We start from the raw sequence: 18,913 nt of genomic DNA on the forward strand, positions 1-18,913 counted from the left end.
CGGTGCGTCAGCTGGCGTCTTCGTCGTCGATCCAGCCCATGGACCGCTCGACGGCCTTGAGCCAGTTCTTGTACTCGCGGTCCCGCTGGTCGGCGGGCATCCGCGGGGTCCATTCCGCCGCGCGGCGCCAGTTGGCGCGCAGGGCGTCGGTGTCGGGCCAGAAGCCGACGGCCAGGCCGGCGGCGTAGGCGGCGCCGAGGCAGGTGGTCTCGGCGACCATCGGGCGCACCACGGGGGCGTCCAGGAAGTCCGAGAGCGTCTGCATCAGCAGGTTGTTGGAGGTCATGCCGCCGTCGACCTTGAGGGCCGACAGCTCGACGCCGGAGTCCTTGGTCATGGCGTCGGTGATCTCGCGGGTCTGCCAGGCGGTGGCCTCCAGGACGGCACGGGCGATGTGCGCCTTGGTGACGTACCGGGTGAGGCCGGCGATCACACCGCGGGCGTCGGAGCGCCAGTACGGGGCGAAGAGGCCGGAGAAGGCCGGCACGAAGTAGGCGCCGCCGTTGTCCTCGACCGAGAGCGCGAGGGTCTCGATCTCGGCGGCGGTCTTGATCATGCCCATCTGGTCGCGCATCCACTGGACGAGCGAGCCGGTGACGGCGATGGAGCCCTCCAGGGCGTAGACCGGCTTCTGGTCGCCGATCTGGTAGCCGACCGTGGTCAGCAGGCCGCTGTAGGAGTTGATGATCTTGTCGCCGGTGTTCATCAGCATGAACGTGCCGGTGCCGTAGGTGGACTTCGCCTCGCCCTCGGCGAAACAGGTCTGCCCGAAGAGGGCGGCCTGCTGGTCACCGAGCGCCGAGGCGACCGGGACGCCGGCCAGGACGCCGTCCTTGACGTGGCCGTAGACCTCGGCGGAGGACTTGATCTCGGGGAGCACGTTGAGCGGGACGCCCATCGACTCCGCGATCTTCTCGTCCCAGGCCAGGGTGTGCAGGTTCATCAGCATGGTGCGCGAGGCGTTGGTGACGTCCGTGACGTGCGCACCGCCCTCGGCGCCACCGGTGAGGTTCCAGATGACCCAGGAGTCCATGGTGCCGAAGAGGATGTCGCCGGCCTCGGCGCGCTCGCGCAGGCCCTCGACGTTGTCGAGCAGCCAGCGGACCTTCGGACCGGCGAAGTAGCTCGCCAGCGGCAGGCCGGTCTCGCGGCGGAAGCGGTCCTGGCCGACGTTGCGGCCGAGCTCCTTGCACAGGGCGTCGGTGCGGGTGTCCTGCCAGACCAGCGCGTTGTGCACCGGCTCGCCGGTGTTCTTGTCCCACAGGACGGTGGTCTCGCGCTGGTTGGTGATGCCGACCGCCTTGACGTCGGCGGCGGTGATCTCGGCCTTGGCGATGGCCCCGGCGACGACCTCCTGGACGTTGGTCCAGATCTCGACGGCGTCGTGCTCGACCCAGCCCGGCTTCGGGAAGATCTGCTCGTGCTCCTTCTGGTCGACGGCCACGATGCGGCCGTCGCGGTCGAAGACGATGCAGCGGGAGGAGGTGGTGCCCTGGTCGATCGCGGCGATGAAGGGGCCGGTGCTGCTGGTCATGTGGCTGCTCCTGGCAGGTCTATGAGTAGGCGGAATCAGGATGCGGTGCGGATCTTACGAACGCGGGCCGATGCTGATCAGGCGAACGCGATGTTGTACAGACCGCCGGCGAGCGCGGCACCGACGAGCGGGCCGACCACCGGGATCCAGGAGTACCCCCAGTCCGAGCCGCCCTTGTTGGGCAGCGGGAGCAGGGCGTGGACTATGCGGGGACCGAGGTCGCGGACCGGGTTGATGGCGTAGCCGGTCGGACCGCCGAGGGAGAGGCCTATGCCGACGACCACGAAGGAGGTGATCAGGACGCCGACGACGCCGAGGCCCTTGCCGCCGTCCTGGAGGCCCTGCGTCAGGATCGCGATGACCAGGACGAAGGTGCCGATGATCTCCGTGGCGAGGTTCTGGACCACGTTGCGGATCTCGGGGCCGGTCGAGAAGATGCCGAGCACCGGGCCGGCCTGGTCGTGCGGGTGCGGGTCCTCGGGGCCGAGCTTGGCGTCCCTGATGTTCTCGGGGTCCGCCAGGTGCGCGGCGAACTGGCCGTAGTACGTGACCCACATCAGGACCGCGCCGAGCATGGCGCCCAGCAGCTGGCCCGCGAAGTAGACGGGGACGTCACCCCACTCGCCGGTCTTCACGGCGATGCCGACGGTGACCGCCGGGTTGAGGTGCGCGCCGGAGAGCGGCGCGGAGACGTAGGCGGCGATCAGGACCGCGAAGCCCCAGCCGAAGGTGATCGCGAGCCAGCCCGCGCCGCGGGCCTTGGAGCTCTTGAGCGTGAGGGCGGCGCACACGCCGCCGCCGAGCAGTGTGAGCAGGGCGGTACCGATGGTCTCGCCGATGAAGATGTCGGAGCTGGACACCCGCGACTCCTTTGTCTTACGTCCAGGGGTGGGCGGACACCGGGTCCCTCCGGTGGTCCACACACTCGGTGAGTGCTTCACCGGTCCATGGCCTCGCCACAGCCTAACGCGTATTGCCGGTAGCTGTTCGACAATGCCGACCGATGAACGGCAGTTTTCCGCCTGGGTGAAGAACGCGTCAAGGGCTGACCAGGTCAAAGAACCGGATCGTTACCACTCGGTACGATCGACCAAATCCAGCCACTGGCTGGTCGGAAAACGCCAAAGTCCACCCGAATGGCCCGTGAAGGCGGCCATGGGGTGGACCGAAGGCGTCAGGTCAAGCTCAGAACCGGCCCGCGCCGAGATCGCGCGAAACCGACCGCGCGCAGTCCCGTACGGAGGCCACCAGGGCCGGCCGGGGCTCCCCGGACTCCCCGCAGACCCGCTCCACGGCGCCCGCGACGGCAACCGCGCCCACCGGCATCCGGCGCCGGTCGTGGATGGGGGCGGCCACCGAGGCGACCCCCTCCCAGGTCTCCTCGACGTCCGACGCCCAGCCCCGCGCCCGGGTCAGGTCCAGCACGCCCTCGAAACCCGCCGCGTCGGTCACCGTGCGGGGCGTGAAGGCCTCCCGCTCCCCGTCCAGGGCCTCCGTGTGCGCCACCGGGTCGTAGGCGGACAGCACCTTGCCCAGGGCCGTGGAGTGCAGCGGCTGCATCGCCCCCACCTCCAGCACCTGACGGCTGTCGTCCGGCCGGAACACGTGGTGCATGATCAGCACCCCGCTCTGGTGCAGCACCCCCACGTACACGCTCTCGCCGCTGGCCCGCGCCAGGTCGTCCGTCCACACCAGCGCGCGGGCGCGCAGCTCGTGCACGTCCAGGTAGCTGTTCCCCAGCCGCAGCAGCTCCGCGCCCAGCTGGTAGCGCCCCGAAGCCGGGTCCTGCTCCACGAAACCCTCGGCCTGCAACGTGCGCAGGATCCCGTGAGCCGTGCCCTTGGCCAGGCCAAGGGAGGACGCCACGTCCGAGAGACCCAGCCGGCGTTCCCCGCCGGCCAGGAGCCGCAGCATCGCAGCGGCTCGTTCGAGCGACTGGATGTTCCGTGCCATCGCGCAGCCTCCTGCTGACGTAGTTCGACAATGCTGAACACTATCGGTCGATGTCGACCTCGTGCATGGTTGGGTGATTCCCGGTGCGGCGCGACCGGGGCACCCTCCCACGCGGCTCCCGGCCACAGGATGCAGTCCGCCACGTGGGACGCCCTCACCGGGGCCGCCGCCGCGCGGTTACCCTGACCGCGTGCACCCTTGACACAGAGGGTGCAAAGCCGACAGCCGTCGCAGCCCAGGGAGCTCAACCATGGCCTCGTTGCCGAACCCGCCCGCAGACACCCAGACACGGGCCGATGCCCTCCGAGAGGCGCTCGCGACCCGGGTGGTCGTCGCCGACGGAGCCATGGGAACCATGCTCCAGGCACAGGACCCCTCGATGGAGGACTTCCAGCAGCTGGAAGGCTGCAACGAGGTACTCAACGTCACCCGCCCGGACATCGTCCGCTCGGTCCACGAGGCCTACTTCTCCGTGGGCGTGGACTGCGTCGAGACCAACACCTTCGGCGCGAACTACGCGGCCCTCGCCGAGTACGACATCCCCGACCGCAACTTCGAGCTGTCCGAGGCCGGCGCACGCATCGCCCGTCAGGTGGCCGACGAGTTCACCGCCTCCACCGGACAGCAGCGCTGGGTCCTCGGCTCCATCGGCCCCGGCACCAAGCTGCCCACCCTGGGTCACATCACCTACGCCCAGATCCGCGACGCCTACCAGATCAACGCCGAGGGCCTCATCTCCGGCGGCGCGGACGCGCTGCTCGTGGAGACCACCCAGGACCTCCTCCAGACCAAGTCCTCCATCATCGGCGCCCGCCGCGCCATGGAGGCCCTCGGCGTCACCGTCCCGCTCATCTGCTCCGTCACGGTCGAGACCACCGGCACGATGCTGCTGGGGTCGGAGATCGGTGCGGCGCTGACGGCGTTGGAGCCGCTGGGGATCGACATGATCGGTCTGAACTGTGCGACGGGTCCGGCGGAGATGAGCGAGCACCTGCGCTACCTCGCCCGCAACGCGCGGATCCCGCTGTCGTGCATGCCGAACGCGGGCCTGCCGGTGCTGACGAAGCAGGGCGCGCACTATCCGCTGTCGGCCTCCGAGCTGGCGGACGCGCAGGAGACCTTCGTCCGTGAGTACGGGCTCTCCCTGGTGGGCGGCTGCTGTGGTACGACGCCGGAGCATCTGCGGCAGGTGGTGGAGCGGGTGCGGGGCACGGCGGTGACCGAGCGCAGTCCGCAGCCGGAGGCGGGTGCGGCGTCGCTCTATCAGACGGTGCCGTTCCGGCAGGACACCTCGTACATGGCGATCGGTGAGCGGACGAACGCGAACGGGTCGAAGAAGTTCCGTGAGGCGATGCTGGAGGGCCGCTGGGACGACTGTGTGGAGATGGCGCGGGACCAGATCCGTGAGGGCGCGCACATGCTGGATTTGTGCGTGGACTACGTGGGCCGTGACGGTGTCGCGGACATGCGGGAGCTGGCGGGGCGTTTCGCCACCGCCTCCACCCTGCCCATCGTCCTGGACTCGACCGAGGTGCCCGTGATCCAGGCGGGGCTGGAGAAGCTGGGCGGGCGTGCGGTCATCAACTCGGTCAACTACGAGGACGGTGACGGGCCGGACTCGCGGTTCGCGAAGGTGACCCGTCTGGCGCGGGAGCACGGTGCTGCGCTGATCGCGCTGACCATCGACGAGGAGGGCCAGGCCCGCACGGTCGAGCACAAGGTCGCCATCGCCGAACGCCTCATCGAGGACCTGACGTCGAACTGGGGGATCCGGGAGTCGGACATCCTCATCGACACGCTGACGTTCACGATCTGCACGGGGCAGGAGGAGTCCCGTAAGGACGGGATCGCGACGATCGAGTCGATCCGTGAGCTCAAGCGCCGTCATCCGGACGTGCAGACGACGCTGGGTCTGTCGAACATCTCCTTCGGTCTGAATCCGGCGGCCCGGGTGCTGCTGAACTCGGTGTTCCTGGACGAGTGCGTCAAGGCGGGTCTGGACTCGGCGATCGTGCACGCGTCGAAGATCCTGCCGATCGCCCGGTTCGACGAGGAGCAGGTCAGCACCGCCCTCGACCTGATCTACGACCGGCGTGAGGGTGACTACGACCCGCTGCAGAAGCTGATGGCCCTCTTCGAGGGGGTGAACACCAAGTCGCTGAAGGCCGGCCGTGCGGAGGAGCTCCTGGCGCTGCCGCTGGAGGAGCGGCTCCAGCGGCGGATCATCGACGGCGAGAAGAACGGCCTGGAGGCGGACCTGGACGAGGCACTCCAGACCCGGCCGGCGCTGGACATCGTTAACGACACCCTGCTGGAGGGCATGAAGGTCGTCGGTGAGCTGTTCGGTTCCGGGCAGATGCAGCTGCCGTTCGTCCTGCAGTCGGCGGAGGTGATGAAGACGGCGGTCGCCTACCTCGAGCCGCACATGGAGAAGACGGACGACGAGGGCAAGGGCACGATCGTGCTGGCCACGGTCCGCGGGGACGTCCACGACATCGGCAAGAACCTGGTCGACATCATCTTGACCAACAACGGCTACAACGTGGTGAACATCGGCATCAAGCAGCCGGTCTCGGCGATCCTGGAGGCCGCGCAGGAGCACAAGGCCGACGTGATCGGCATGTCCGGGCTGCTGGTGAAGTCCACGGTGATCATGAAGGAGAACCTGGAGGAGCTCAACCAGCGCAAGCTGGGCGGCCGACTACCCGGTGATCCTCGGCGGCGCCGCCCTCACCCGCGCCTACGTCGAACAGGACCTCCACGAGATCTACGAGGGCGAGGTCCGCTACGCCCGGGACGCGTTCGAAGGCCTGCGGCTGATGGACGCGCTGATCGCCGTCAAGCGCGGCGTCCCCGGCGCCGCCCTGCCCGAGCTCAAGCAGCGCCGCGTGGCCAAGCGGGACACCCCCGCCCTCCCGGTGGAGGAGCCGGAGGAGTCCGGCGCCCGCTCCGACGTCGCCGTCGACAACCCGGTGCCCACCCCGCCCTTCTGGGGCACCCGCGTCATCAAGGGCATCCCGCTCAAGGACTACGCCTCCTGGCTGGACGAGGGCGCCCTGTTCAAGGGCCAGTGGGGCCTCAAGCAGGCCCGCGCCGGCGGGGCCACGTACGAGGAGCTCGTCGAGAGCGAGGGCCGTCCGCGTCTGCGCGGCCTCCTGGAGAAGCTGCACACCGAGAACCTCCTGGAAGCGGCCGTGGTCTACGGCTACTTCCCGTGCGTCTCCAAGGGCGACGACCTGATCATCCTCGACGAGCAGGGCAACGAGCGGACCCGCTTCACCTTCCCGCGCCAGCGCCGCGGCCGCCGCCTGTGCCTCGCCGACTTCTTCCGCCCGGAGGACTCCGGCGAGACCGACGTCATCGGCCTCCAGGTGGTCACCGTCGGCTCCAGGATCGGCGAGGCCACGGCCAAGCTGTTCGAGTCCGACTCCTACCGCGAGTACCTGGAGCTCCACGGCCTCTCCGTCCAGCTCGCCGAGGCCCTCGCCGAGTACTGGCACGCCCGCGTCCGCGCCGAGCTCGGCTTCGGCGGCGAGGACCCCGACAAGGTCGAGGACATGTTCGACCTCAAGTACCGCGGTGCCCGCTTCTCCCTCGGCTACGGCGCCTGCCCCGACCTGGAGGACCGTGCCAAGATCGCCGACCTCCTCCAGCCGGAGCGGATCGGCGTCCACCTCTCGGAGGAGTTCCAGCTCCACCCCGAGCAGTCCACCGACGCTCTGGTGATTCACCACCCCGAAGCGAAGTATTTCAACGCACGCTGACGCGGACCGGCGTACACTGGTCGGTCCCAAACAGGCCGGTCACCTGTTCCCCAGGGGATGTCCCCTGCGGGGCGAGGTGACCGGCCTTGTCGTCCCCACGAGAGGCGTACGCATGACCAGCACCGTTCCCGCACCCGTCGCCCGCACGGCCGACGGGCACGCCCTGCAGGCGGTGCTGCTGGACATGGACGGCACCCTCGTCGACACCGAGGGCTTCTGGTGGGAGATCGAGGAACAGATCTTCCTGGAGCTAGGCCACCGCCTGGAGGAGTCCTGGCGGGACGTGGTCGTCGGCGGTCCCATGAGCCGCAGCGCGTCCTTCCTCATCGAGCGGACCGGGGCCGCCATCGGCCTCGCCGAGCTGAGTGTCCTGCTCAACGAGCGGTTCGAGGCCCGCATCGCCGACCGGGTCCCCCTGATGCCCGGCGCCGAGCGCCTGCTGAGCGAGCTGGCCCGGCACAACGTGCCCACCGCCCTGGTCTCCGCCTCGCACCGCCGCGTCATCGACCAGGTGCTGCTCACCCTCGGCCGCGACCGCTTCACGCTGACGGTCGCCGGCGACGAGGTACCCCGTACGAAGCCCCACCCCGACCCGTACCTGCTCGCGGCCGGCACCCTCGGCGCGCACCCCTCGCGCTGCGCCGTCATCGAGGACACCGCCACCGGGGTCGCCGCCGCCGAGGCGGCCGGCTGCCGCGTCGTGGCCGTCCCCTCCGTCGGCGTCATCGCGCCCGCGCCCGGCCGGACCATCGTGCGCTCGCTCGAGGACGTGGACCTCCCCTTCCTGCGCTCGCTCATCACTACGATGAACTGAGCGCGCACGCTCCGTACCGAACAGAACGGGGGCGAGCCGGAGGTCCGACGAGAGGATCTTCCGCTCTTAACCCCGGAGGCCGAAATTCCATCCTCTCCGTACGCGACATTTCAGGTGACCTTGGTCACCCGGGAAGCCCCCGTCGAGCTCCCACACCGGCTCCGGGGGCTTCCCTTGTGTCCGGATTGATCATCTCCTGACCGCATCTGCGAGGACTCCGGCATAAGCGGTAAGTCCGCACCCATCACGGTGCGATTACACCCCAACTCCTGCCAGTTCCAGCCATCCCGCCCCAGCCCACTAATGTCGACGCGGGCACTCCGCACGCACCCTTGCCGCACCGGCCGCGCACCCTTGCGCCGGTACGCGCGTGGACCGATCGTCAAACACCGGCCCGATCGTTCCGCCCTGAACGGGCGACCGCCGCGAAGTGCCCTCTACGCCGCTTTGAACAAGTGCCGGGTGAGGGAGTACTTCCAGCATGAACCGCAAGACCATGGTGCTGACGGCCGCGATCGGCCTGCTCACCCCCGCGCTGTCCGCATGCGGCAGCGCGAGCGGCGGAGGAGCAGCGTCCGGAGCGATCGTCGTCGGCACCACCGACCGGTTCGAGGCCGCCGACTACGCTCCCGCCCCCTTCGACCCCGCCTACGCCTACGACGCCGGCGCCTGGAACATCCTGCGCCAGACCGTCCAGACGCTCGTGCACACCCCGCGCGGCGGCGGCCAGCCCGTCCCCGAAGCCGCCTCCGACTGCCGCTTCACCGACACCGGCAACGAGAGCTACCGCTGCACCCTGCGGCCCGGCCTGAAGTTCGCCAGTGGCGACCCGGTCACCGCCAAGGACGTCAAGTTCTCCATCGACCGCGTCCGCGCGATCAAGGACGAGAACGGCCCCTCCGCCCTCCTCTCCACCCTCGACACCGTCGAGACCAAGGGCACCGACACCGTCGTCTTCCACCTCAAGACCGCCGACGCGACCTTCCCGTACAAGCTCGCCACCCCCGCCGCGGGCATCGTCAGCGAGAAGAACTACGAGGCCAAGAAGCTCCGCCCCGGCTTCACCGTCGACGGCTCCGGCCCCTACACGATGAAGGCCGAAGTCAAGGACAACCACCTCGTCCGCGCCGTCTTCACCAAGAACCCGAACTACAAGGGCGACATCAAACCGCAGAACGACAAGGTCGAACTGCGCACCTTCGACGACTCCGCCACCATGGGCAAGGCGCTCACCGACGGGAAGATCCACGTGGTCTCCCGCACCCTGTCGCCCGCCCAGATCGCCGAGTTCGCCAAGACTCCCCCCAAGGGCGTCAAGCTCACCCCGATGCCCGGCCTCGAAATCCGCTACATCGGCTTCAACACCGACGCCCCGACCGTCAGCAACAAGGCCGTGCGCCAGGCCCTCGCCGCCGCCGTCGACCGCAACAACGTCATCTCCAAGGTCTACGGCAAGTCCGCGCAGCCCCTGTACTCGCTCGTCCCCACCGCCGTGCCCGGCCACGTCAACTCGTTCTACAACAAGTACGGCGAGGCCAACACCGCCAAGGCCGCCGACATCCTCAAGGCCGCCGGGGTCAAGCCCCCCGTCAAGCTCACCCTGAACTACACCACGGACCACTACGGCGACGGCACCGCCGCCGAGTTCGACGCCCTCAAGGCCCAGCTGAACTCCACCCAGCTGTTCGACATCACCGTCCAGGGCAACGAGTGGGGCACCTTCCGCCCCGCCCAGAAGAAGGGCGACTACGCCGCCTACGGGCTCGGCTGGTTCCCCGACTACCCGGACCCCGACAACTTCCTCGCCCCGTTCCTGGAGCAGGACAACTTCCTGGGCACGCCGTACGCCAACACCGCGGTGCGCACCAGGCTCATCCCCGAATCCCGCCGCGCGGCCGACCGCAACGTCGCCGTGCCCGCGATCACGGAGATGCAGGACATCGTCGCCGACGACGTCCCCGTCCTGCCCCTGTGGCAGGGCAAGCAGTACGTCGCCGCACGCGACGGGATCACCGGAGTGGAATGGTCGGTCAACGCCATCTCCGACCTCCAGCTGTGGGAACTCGGCCGGGGTGTCAGCGGCTGAGACCGGCAGGACCGGCGGCGGACGTCGCAGGCCGGCGCAACGACAGACAAGACTGTGAAGGAATTCGCGTGAAGAGACGTAACCAGTGGTTGGCAGCCCCGCTCGGCGCGGCCACTGCCGCAGCGCTGCTCAGCGGTTGCGGTTCGCAGGACGGCTCCGCCGCCGGCAACGGCAAGGGCGTGGTCATGGGCATATCCGACAAGGTGAAGTCCGTCGACCCCGCATCGGGCTACGACCCGGGCTCCTGGCTGCTCTTCAACAACGTCTTCCAGTCCCTGCTGACGTTCCCCAAGGGCGGCACCACCCCCGAGCCCGACGCCGCCCAGGCCTGCAACTTCGAGGGCGGCGACAGCAAGGTGTACAAGTGCACCCTGCGCAGCGGCCTGAAGTTCAGCAACGGCAACAGCCTCACCTCGAAGGACGTCAAGTTCTCCTTCGAACGCACGCTGAAGATCAACGACGCCAACGGCCCCGCCGTCATGCTGTCGTCGATCGCGAGCATCGAGGCCCCCGACGAGAAGACCGTCGTCTTCAGGCTGAAGTCCTCCGACGCCACCTTCCCCAGCAAGATCGCGTCGGGCGCGGGCGCCATCGTCGACCACAAGGAATACCCAGCCGACAAGCTCCGCACCGACAACAAGGCCGTCGGCTCCGGCGTCTACAAGCTGGACGCCTTCAGCGAGAAGAGCGCCAACTTCTCCGTCAACGACTCCTACAGCGGCAAGGCCAAGGCCAAGAACACCGGCGTCACGCTGAAGTTCTTCAACGGCGACCAGGCCGGCCTCAAGACCGTCCTGGAGAGCGGCGACGTCGACTTCGCCTTCCGCGGCCTCGCCGCCAAGGACATCGCCGGCCTCGCCGCCACCAAGACCGGCGACAACAAGGTCGACGTCGTCCAGGGCACCGGCGCAGAAGTCGAGCACATGGTCTTCAACGTCAACGACCCCGTCGTCGGCAAGCTCCCCGTCCGCAAGGCCATCGCCTACCTCGTCGACCGCGAAGCGCTCGTCAAGGACGTGTACGCGGGCACCGCCGCCCCGCTCTACTCGATCGTCCCGGCCGGCATCGCCGGACACACCACCCCCTACTTCGACCGCTACGGCGGCTCGCCGCAGCTGGAGAAGGCCAAGGCGGTCCTGAAGGCCGCCAACATCACCGGCAAGATCAAGCTGACCCTGTGGTCCACGCCGTCCCGCTACGGCCCCTCCACCGACCACCAGTTCCAGGTCATCGCCAAGCAGCTCAACGACAGCGGCCTCTTCGACGCCGACGTCAAGTCCGTCGAGTTCGAGCAGTACGAGAAGGACATCGACGCCGGCAAGTACGGCGTCTACGTCAAGGGCTGGGTCCCCGACTACCCCGACGCCGACAACTTCACCCAGCCGTTCTTCGGCCCGGACAACGTCCTGCGCAACAACTACGACAACAAGGAGATCAGCGGGACCATCATCCCCGCCACCTCCACCAAGTCCGACCGCACCGCGGCCAACACGGACTACACCCGCCTCCAGGACATCGTCGCCGACGAGCTCCCGATCCTCCCGCTCTGGCAGAGCAAGCAGTACGCCGTCGCCCGCCAGAACGTGACCGGCCTCCAGTGGTCCCTGGACGCCTCCACGGTCTTCCGCTTCTGGGAGATCAGCAAGGGCTGACCCGGCCCCGGACACACCTGCGCCCCGGCACCCGAGAAGGGAGCCGGGGCGCAGCCGTACCCGCGGGGCCGTACGCCCTACTGCGCCCCCGGCCGCACCAGACCGCTCTCGTACGCGTACACCGCCGCCTGCACCCGGTCGCGCAGACCCAGCTTCGTCAGCACGTGCCCCACGTGCGTCTTCACCGTCGTCTCGCTGACGAACAGGTCCGCCGCGATCTCCGCGTTCGACAGCCCCCGGGCCACCAGCCTCAACACCTCCACCTCACGCTCGGTCAGCGTCCCCAGCGTGTCCGGCAGACCCTGCTCACCCGACGGCAGATGACCGGCGTACTTGTCCAGCAACCGCCGCGTGATGCTCGGCGCCAGCATCGCCTCACCCGCCGCGACCACCCGGATCGCCTGCACCAGCTCCGTCGCCGGCGCGTCCTTCAACAGGAACCCGCTCGCCCCCGCCCGCAGCGCCTCCACCACGTACTCGTCCAGATCGAACGTGGTCAGCACCAGCACCTTCGCCGGCCCGTTCCGCTCCGGCCCGGTGATCTGCCGGGTCGCCTCCACCCCGTCCATCCGTGGCATCCGGATGTCCATCAGCACCACGTCCGGCTGCAGCGCCCGCACCTGCTCCAACGCCTGCAGACCGTCCCCGGCCTCACCCACCACCACCAGGTCCCCCTCCGCCTCCAGAATCATCCGGAAGCCGGTGCGCAGCAGTGGCTGGTCGTCGACCAGCAGGACGCGGATCGCCACGGGGTACCTCGTATTCATCGGGCGGCAACGGCGGACGCCGCCCATTCTGCCCTGGCCGGCCGATCAGGAACCGGCCGGGCGATCCGCCCCGTCCCGAGGCCGCACCACCAGCGGATACACCGGGGGAGTGCCCCCGAACTCCGGACACACCGACCGATGGTCACACCACCCGCACAGCTTCGTCGGCCGCGGCCGCCAGTCACCCGTCTCCGTCGCCTCCCGGATCGCCTCCCACAGCGCGTGCAGCTTCCGCTCCACCCGCTCCAGGTCCGCCGGCACCGGGTCGTACGTCAGCACGTCCCCGCTCCCCAGATACACCAGCTGCAGCCGCCGCGGCACCACCTGCCGCAGCCGCCACACCACCAGCGCGTAGAACTTCATCTGGAACAGCGCACCCTCCGCGTACTCCGGCCGCGGCGCCTTGCCCGTCTTGTAGTCGACGATCCGCACCTCACCCGTCGCCGCCACGTCCACCCGGTCGATGATCCCGCGCAGCCGCAGCCCCGACTCCAGCTCCGCCTCCACGAAGAACTCCCGCTCCACCGGCTCCAGCCGCGTCGGGTCCTCCAACGTGAACCAGCGCTCCACCAGCGCCTCCGCCTCCGACAGCCAGCGCGCCAGCCCCGCCCCCTCGTCCCCCTCCGGGAACAGGTCCGCCAGCTCCGGCTTCGCCTCCAGCAGCCGCTCCCACTGCCCCGGCAGCAGCTCCTTCGCCCGCGGCACCGTCCGCTCGTGCGCCGGATGATCGAAGAGCCGCTCCAGCACCGCGTGCACCAGCGTCCCCCGCGTCGCCGCCGCACTCGGCTTCTCCGGAAGCCGGTCGATCACCCGGAACCGGTACAGCAACGGGCACTGCATGAAGTCACCGGCCCGCGACGGGGACAGCGAGGTCGGCCGGGAAACACCCGTAGAAGCATCTGCGGAACCGGCACCGGGGGTCGTCGTCATGCGTAAAACCCTACGACCCGGGACAGACAGCACGCGCATACCATCGACTACGGGCTCCTCGCCCTGCATGATCGGAGCATCACACCGCGCAACAGCGCACCGCGCCACCGACGCGACGCGACCCCCCGCAAGCACCGCACGAACGAAGGAAAACCGTGGCAGACACCGACGAATCCGGCGAGCGCAGGTCCAAGCGCTCCGACCCGGGCGGCGGCATCCTCATGGGCCGCCCCTTCGGCGTGCCCGTCTACGTCTCGCCCAGCTGGTTCCTCGTCGCCGCGCTCATCACCTGGGTCTTCGGAGACCAGCTCGACCGGGTCCTGCCCGACCTCGGCCCCGCCCGCTACCTCGTCTCCCTCTTCTTCGCCGTCGCCTTCTACGCCTCCGTCCTCGTCCACGAACTGGCACACACCATCGCCGCGCTCCGCTACAAACTCCCCGTGCGCCGCATCCAGCTCCAGTTCTTCGGCGGCGTCTCCGAGATCGAGAAGGAGTCCGAGACCCCCGGCCGCGAATTCGTCCTCGCCTTCGTCGGCCCCCTCCTCTCCCTCGCCCTCGCCGGAGCCTTCTACCTCGGCATGAAGGCCGTCCACCCCGCCACCGTCCCCGGCGTCCTCCTCGCCGGCCTGATGATCTCCAACCTCCTCGTCGCCGCCTTCAACCTCCTGCCCGGCCTCCCCCTCGACGGCGGCCGCATGCTCCGCGCCGTCATCTGGGGCATCACCGGCAAACCCATGACCGGCACCGTCGCCGCCGCCTGGGTCGGCCGCGCCCTCGCCGTCACCGTCCTCATCGGACTGCCCCTCCTCACCCAGACCGGGGTCCTCGGCAACCCCACCCGGGAAATCGGCGGCATGGACACCGTCATGGACGCCCTCCTCGCCGCGATCCTGGCCGCCATCATCTGGACCGGCGCCGGCAACAGCCTCCGCATGGCCCGCCTGCGCGAACACCTCCCCGAACTCCGCGCCCGCGCCCTCACCCGCCGCGCCATCCCCGTCCAGACCGCCACCCCCCTCTCCGAAGCCCTCCGCCGCGCCAACGAAGCCGGAGCCCGCGCCCTCGTCGTCGTCGACGGCCAGGGCGACCCCACCGCCATCGTCCGCGAGACAGCCATCGCCTCCGTCCCCGAACACCGCCGCCCCTGGGTCGCCGTCAGCACCCTCGCCCAGGACCTCACCGACGGCATGAAGGTTTCCGCGGACCTCACCGGCGAAGAACTCCTCGACCACCTCCGCGCCACCCCCGCCACCGAATACCTCGTCCTCGAACCCACCGGCGAGATCTACGGCGTCCTGTCCACCCTCGACGTCGAGAAGGCCTTCGTGAAGGCCATGGCGCGGCCCCAGTCCTGAAGCCAATACACTGGTCACATGTCCGAACCGACCGGTGCCGCCCGCCGACGCGGGCCCTTCGAGGTCGGGGACCAGGTTCAGCTCACCGACCCCAAGGGCCGCCACTACACGTTCACGCTCGAAGCCGGGAAGAATTTCCACACCCACAAGGGTTCCTTCCCCCACGACGAGCTGATCGGTGCTCCCGAGGGCAGTGTTGTCCGTACCACGGGGAACGTCGCGTACCTCGCGCTGCGCCCCCTGCTCCCCGACTATGTCCTGTCCATGCCCCGCGGCGCCGCCGTGGTCTACCCCAAGGACGCGGGCCAGATCCTGGCCTTCGCCGACATCTTCCCCGGCGCCCGCGTCGTGGAGGCAGGAGTGGGCTCCGGCTCCCTCAGCAGCTTCCTGCTGCGCGCCATCGGTGACCAGGGCATGCTCCACAGCTACGAGCGCCGCGCGGACTTCGCAGAGATCGCCACGGCCAACGTCGAGCGCTACTTCGGCGGCCCCCACCCCGCGTGGCAGCTGACCGTCGGCGACCTCCAGGACAACCTGTCCGACACCGACGTCGACCGCGTCATCCTCGACATGCTCGCCCCCTGGGAGTGCCTGGAGGCCGTCTCCAAGGCCCTCGTCCCCGGCGGCATCCTCTGCTGCTACGTGGCCACCACCACCCAGCTCTCGCGCACCGTCGAGTCCATCCGCGAGTTCGGCTGCTACGCCGAGCCGCAGCCGTGGGAATCGATGATCCGCAACTGGCACGTCGAAGGCCTCGCCGTCCGCCCCGACCACCGGATGATCGGCCACACCGGCTTCCTCGTCACCGCCCGCCGCCTCGCCGACGGCGTCGAGCCCCCCATGCGCCGCCGCCGCCCCTCCAAGGGCGCCTACGGCGAGGACTACGAGGGCCCCGGCAGCGACCGCTCCGCGTAGCGCACCCCGCCAACACGAAGGCGCTGTGGCGCAGTTCCCCCTGTGAACCGGGAACTGCGCCACAGCGCCTTCTCGTTGCCGGGAGGCGGCCTCGTGCGGGTCGGACCCGGCCGTTCCACTCCCGTGTGACGTGTGGCACGATGCTGGCTCCCCGTCACCCTTCGCACAGGAGACACCCGGCGTGCTGCACAGCCCCACCGACCTGGCGCACCGTCGCACCAGGCCCCTCCACTGGCTCGCCACGGCCACCGCCCTCGCCGCCGTCATAGCCGGCGCCGGACTGCTCCAGCCAGGCCGGGCCACCGGAGCCACCCCCGCGCCCGGCCCGGACGCCGCCCCGTCAGCGACGGCCCCCGACGCGCACGCGGCCGCGTACCCCCTCGACTGCAAGGGCACCCCGCACACCGTCACCGAAACCGCCCAGGGCGACCTCGACGGCGACGGCCGCCCCGAGACCGTCGCGGCCGTCCGCTGCGACGCCGGCACCGGCACCCCGCCCCACGCCCTCTACGTACTGGCCCAGGGCCCGCAGGAGGGCTCCGCCCCCCGGGTCGTCGCCACCCTCCTCGACGCCGGACGCCGACGCACCGTGACGGACCTCACCATCGGCGACGGCACCGTCACCGCACGCCTGCTCGGCTACTCCTCACCCTCCGTGCCGCGCTACGAACCCGATGTGAAGGAGCTCGCCACCTGGCGCTGGGCCGTCGGGAAATTCCGCCAGGAGCTGACGGATTCAGCCGCGGGACGTGTTTGAAGCGTCACTCCGCGTCCGGGCCGTACACCTCGACCCTGTCCGAAACGCGGCGCACGTGGATGCAGTCCCCCGGACATTCCTTGGCCGAATCGACCACGTCCTGCAGGAGCACCAGAGGAACCGGAGTGGTCGCCCCCGCCTCCTGCAGCAGTTCGTCGTCGGCGCTCTTCACGTACGCCAGACCATCGATGTCCAGCTCGAACACCTCCGGGGCGTACTGCACGCAGATGCCGTCCCCGGTGCACAGGTCCTGGTCGATCCAGACCTCCAGCGGCTCCCCGGCCCCGTCGGAACCACCTGTCGGGGCCTCCTGCTGCACGGTCATATCTCCTGCCGTTTCCTGCTCTGAGTGATCCGCCCCGAACACGACTCGCGGCAAGTCGCGCCAGCCCTGGCGGGTGTTGAACGCTTCGACCTTACAACCGGCTGCTTTCCGATGTTGAACGGTGGGTATTTCCCTGGCGTGAGGGAGTACGCAAGGGTGAAGATCGGACACACCTCTACCGTCTTTGTGATCTAGGGGTTTCAATCACCACCAGCCCAGGTAGGGTCAGGAAGCGTCCAGCTCCCCTTGGAGGAGGTGAGGACCGTGGCAGCCCACGACGACGACATCAACCGCGGCATCCGGCCCGGGCGAGGGTCTGAGGACCCCGCTGGCCAGGTTGCCTATCTCGAGCAGGAAATCGCCGTCCTGCGACGCAAGCTCGCCGACTCTCCGCGGCACACGAGGATTCTCGAAGAGCGGATCGTCGAGCTCCAGACGAATCTGGCAGGCGTCTCCGCGCAGAACGAACGCCTGGCGAACACCCTCCGTGAGGCCCGCGACCAGATCGTGGCCCTCAAGGAAGAAGTCGACCGGCTCGCACAGCCGCCGGCCGGCTTCGGTGTCTTCCTTCAGGCGAACGAGGATGGCACCGTCGACATCTTCACCGGCGGGCGCAAGCTCCGCGTGAACGTGAGCCCCAGCGTCGACCCGGAAGACCTCCGGCGCGGCCAGGAGGTCATGCTCAACGAAGCGCTCAACGTGGTCGAGGCCATGGAATTCGAGCGGGCCGGGGACATCGTCACCCTCAAGGAAATCCTCGAGGACGGCGAGCGCGCCCTGGTGGTCGGGCACACCGACGAGGAGAGGGTGGTGAGGCTCGCCGAGCCGCTCCTGGACATCACCATCCGCCCCGGCGACGCCCTCCTGCTCGAACCCCGCTCCGGCTACGTCTACGAGGTCGTCCCCAAGAGCGAGGTCGAGGACCTGGTCCTCGAAGAGGTCCCGGACATCGACTACGACAAGATCGGCGGCCTGGGCGACCAGATCGAGCTGATCCGCGACGCCGTCGAGCTCCCGTACCTCTACCCCGACCTCTTCAAGGAGCACGAACTGCGGCCCCCGAAGGGCATCCTGCTCTACGGCCCGCCCGGCTGCGGCAAGACGCTCATCGCCAAGGCCGTCGCCAACTCCCTTGCCAAGAAGGTCGCGGAAGTGACCGGGCAGGCGGCCGGCAAGTCGTACTTCCTGAACATCAAGGGACCCGAGCTCCTCAACAAGTACGTCGGCGAGACCGAGCGGCACATCCGCCTCGTCTTCCAGCGTGCGAGGGAGAAGGCGAGCGAGGGCACCCCCGTCATCGTCTTCTTCGACGAGATGGAATCCCTCTTCCGCACCCGCGGATCCGGCGTCAGCTCGGACGTGGAGAACACCATCGTCCCCCAGCTGCTCGCCGAGATCGACGGCGTGGAAGGCCTGGAGAACGTCATCGTCATCGGCGCCTCCAACCGCGAGGACATGATCGACCCGGCCATCCTGCGCCCCGGCCGCCTCGACGTGAAGATCAAGATCGAGCGCCCGGACGCCGAGGCGGCGAAGGACATCTTCGCCAAGTACCTCAAGGCCTCGCTCCCGCTCCACACGGACGACCTCAGCGAACACTCCGGCTCGCCCCAGGTGGCCGTCCACAGCATGATCCAGACCGTGGTCGAGCAGATGTACGCCGAATCCGAGGAGAACCGCTTCCTCGAGGTCACGTACGCCAACGGCGACAAGGAAGTCCTGTACTTCAAGGACTTCAACTCCGGCGCCATGATCCAGAACATCGTGGACCGGGCCAAGAAGATGGCCATCAAGGCCTTCCTCGAACACAACCAGAAGGGCCTGAGGGTCTCCCACCTCCTCCAGGCCTGCGTGGACGAGTTCAAGGAGAACGAGGACCTGCCCAACACCACCAACCCGGACGACTGGGCCCGCATCTCCGGAAAGAAGGGCGAGCGGATCGTATTCATCCGCACGCTCGTCACCGGAAAGCAGGGCGCGGACACCGGACGCTCCATCGACACGGTGGCGAACACAGGTCAGTACCTCTGACGGAGCGAGGCGGCCGCGGGTGCCTCACAC

The 18,913-nt window shown here is 69.1% G+C and carries 13 protein-coding genes and 1 pseudogene; 8 read left to right on the plus strand and 6 right to left on the minus strand.

Annotated features, from left to right (window positions below):
* Positions 1–7: 7 nt before the first annotated feature.
* The 3 genes from glpK to ABD973_RS25910 form a co-directional block, all read right to left on the minus strand.
* On the minus strand, positions 8–1,534 hold the full coding sequence (gene glpK, locus ABD973_RS25900; protein ID WP_125820612.1) for a glycerol kinase GlpK: 1,527 nt from the start codon (positions 1,532–1,534) through the stop codon (positions 8–10).
* 77 nt (positions 1,535–1,611) lie between these two features.
* Entirely contained in the window at positions 1,612–2,394 is a 783-nt protein-coding gene (locus ABD973_RS25905; RefSeq protein WP_125598838.1) for an MIP/aquaporin family protein, read from the minus strand.
* Between the two features lie 325 nt (positions 2,395–2,719).
* A complete protein-coding gene (locus ABD973_RS25910; RefSeq protein ID WP_125820611.1) occupies positions 2,720–3,487 on the minus strand; it encodes an IclR family transcriptional regulator in 768 nt (255 codons plus the stop codon).
* Between the two features lie 250 nt (positions 3,488–3,737).
* Between ABD973_RS25910 and metH the strand changes: the two are divergent.
* The 4 genes and pseudogenes from metH to ABD973_RS25930 all read left to right on the plus strand — a co-directional run bounded on the left by metH (position 3,738) and on the right by ABD973_RS25930 (position 11,803).
* Positions 3,738–7,251 (plus strand): annotated as a pseudogene (gene metH, locus ABD973_RS25915) (methionine synthase).
* Positions 7,252–7,363: 112 nt separating this feature from the next.
* Positions 7,364–8,065: an HAD family hydrolase gene (locus tag ABD973_RS25920; RefSeq protein WP_125598797.1), complete on the plus strand. Its 702-nt coding sequence runs from the start codon at positions 7,364–7,366 to the stop codon at positions 8,063–8,065.
* Between the two features lie 481 nt (positions 8,066–8,546).
* Entirely contained in the window at positions 8,547–10,151 is a 1,605-nt protein-coding gene (locus ABD973_RS25925) for an ABC transporter substrate-binding protein (protein WP_125820609.1), read from the plus strand.
* 68 nt (positions 10,152–10,219) lie between these two features.
* Positions 10,220–11,803, plus strand: coding sequence for an ABC transporter substrate-binding protein (locus ABD973_RS25930; RefSeq protein ID WP_125820608.1), 1,584 nt, complete (start codon positions 10,220–10,222; stop codon positions 11,801–11,803).
* Between the two features lie 77 nt (positions 11,804–11,880).
* On the opposite strand, the gene ABD973_RS25935 is transcribed toward ABD973_RS25930, so the two are convergent.
* Both ABD973_RS25935 and ABD973_RS25940 read right to left on the minus strand, forming a co-directional pair.
* Positions 11,881–12,552, minus strand: coding sequence for a response regulator (locus tag ABD973_RS25935; RefSeq protein WP_125598788.1), 672 nt, complete (start codon positions 12,550–12,552; stop codon positions 11,881–11,883).
* Positions 12,553–12,615: 63 nt separating this feature from the next.
* Positions 12,616–13,500, minus strand: coding sequence for a RecB family exonuclease (locus ABD973_RS25940; protein WP_185899513.1), 885 nt, complete (start codon positions 13,498–13,500; stop codon positions 12,616–12,618).
* A 155-nt stretch (positions 13,501–13,655) separates the two neighbouring features.
* Here ABD973_RS25940 and ABD973_RS25945 point away from each other — a divergent pair, with 155 nt between their 5' ends.
* From ABD973_RS25945 to ABD973_RS25955, 3 genes are all read left to right on the plus strand, one after another.
* Positions 13,656–14,855, plus strand: coding sequence for a site-2 protease family protein (locus tag ABD973_RS25945; protein ID WP_125598785.1), 1,200 nt, complete (start codon positions 13,656–13,658; stop codon positions 14,853–14,855).
* Positions 14,856–14,873: 18 nt separating this feature from the next.
* On the plus strand, positions 14,874–15,770 hold the full coding sequence (locus ABD973_RS25950) for a tRNA (adenine-N1)-methyltransferase (RefSeq protein WP_007263187.1): 897 nt from the start codon (positions 14,874–14,876) through the stop codon (positions 15,768–15,770).
* Positions 15,771–15,951: 181 nt separating this feature from the next.
* Complete coding sequence (locus tag ABD973_RS25955; protein WP_125820606.1) at positions 15,952–16,527, plus strand: hypothetical protein; 576 nt, start codon at positions 15,952–15,954, stop codon at positions 16,525–16,527.
* 4 nt (positions 16,528–16,531) lie between these two features.
* Here ABD973_RS25955 and ABD973_RS25960 read toward each other — a convergent pair whose 3' ends face one another.
* Positions 16,532–16,852, minus strand: coding sequence for a ferredoxin (locus tag ABD973_RS25960; protein WP_042800683.1), 321 nt, complete (start codon positions 16,850–16,852; stop codon positions 16,532–16,534).
* Positions 16,853–17,116: 264 nt separating this feature from the next.
* Between ABD973_RS25960 and arc the strand changes: the two genes are divergently transcribed.
* Positions 17,117–18,883, plus strand: a complete 1,767-nt coding sequence (gene arc, locus ABD973_RS25965; RefSeq protein WP_125598779.1) for a proteasome ATPase — start codon at positions 17,117–17,119, stop codon at positions 18,881–18,883.
* Positions 18,884–18,913 lie beyond the last annotated feature (30 nt).

Origin of the sequence: Streptomyces racemochromogenes (assembly GCF_039535215.1) — a bacterium.
Classification (GTDB): Bacteria; Actinomycetota; Actinomycetes; order Streptomycetales; family Streptomycetaceae; genus Streptomyces; species Streptomyces racemochromogenes.

Bases quoted from the DNA above. Each gene is read 5' to 3' on its own strand.
- glpK (WP_125820612.1), bottom strand. From the start codon at position 1,534: ATGACCAGCAGCACCGGCCCCTTCATCGCCGCGATCGACCAGGGCACC.
- ABD973_RS25910 (WP_125820611.1), bottom strand. From the start codon at position 3,487: ATGGCACGGAACATCCAGTCGCTCGAACGAGCCGCTGCGATGCTGCGG.
- ABD973_RS25920 (WP_125598797.1), top strand. From the start codon at position 7,364: ATGACCAGCACCGTTCCCGCACCCGTCGCCCGCACGGCCGACGGGCAC.
- ABD973_RS25925 (WP_125820609.1), top strand. From the start codon at position 8,547: ATGAACCGCAAGACCATGGTGCTGACGGCCGCGATCGGCCTGCTCACC.
- ABD973_RS25940 (WP_185899513.1), bottom strand. From the start codon at position 13,500: ATGACGACGACCCCCGGTGCCGGTTCCGCAGATGCTTCTACGGGTGTT.
- ABD973_RS25950 (WP_007263187.1), top strand. From the start codon at position 14,874: ATGTCCGAACCGACCGGTGCCGCCCGCCGACGCGGGCCCTTCGAGGTC.
- ABD973_RS25960 (WP_042800683.1), bottom strand. From the start codon at position 16,852: ATGACCGTGCAGCAGGAGGCCCCGACAGGTGGTTCCGACGGGGCCGGG.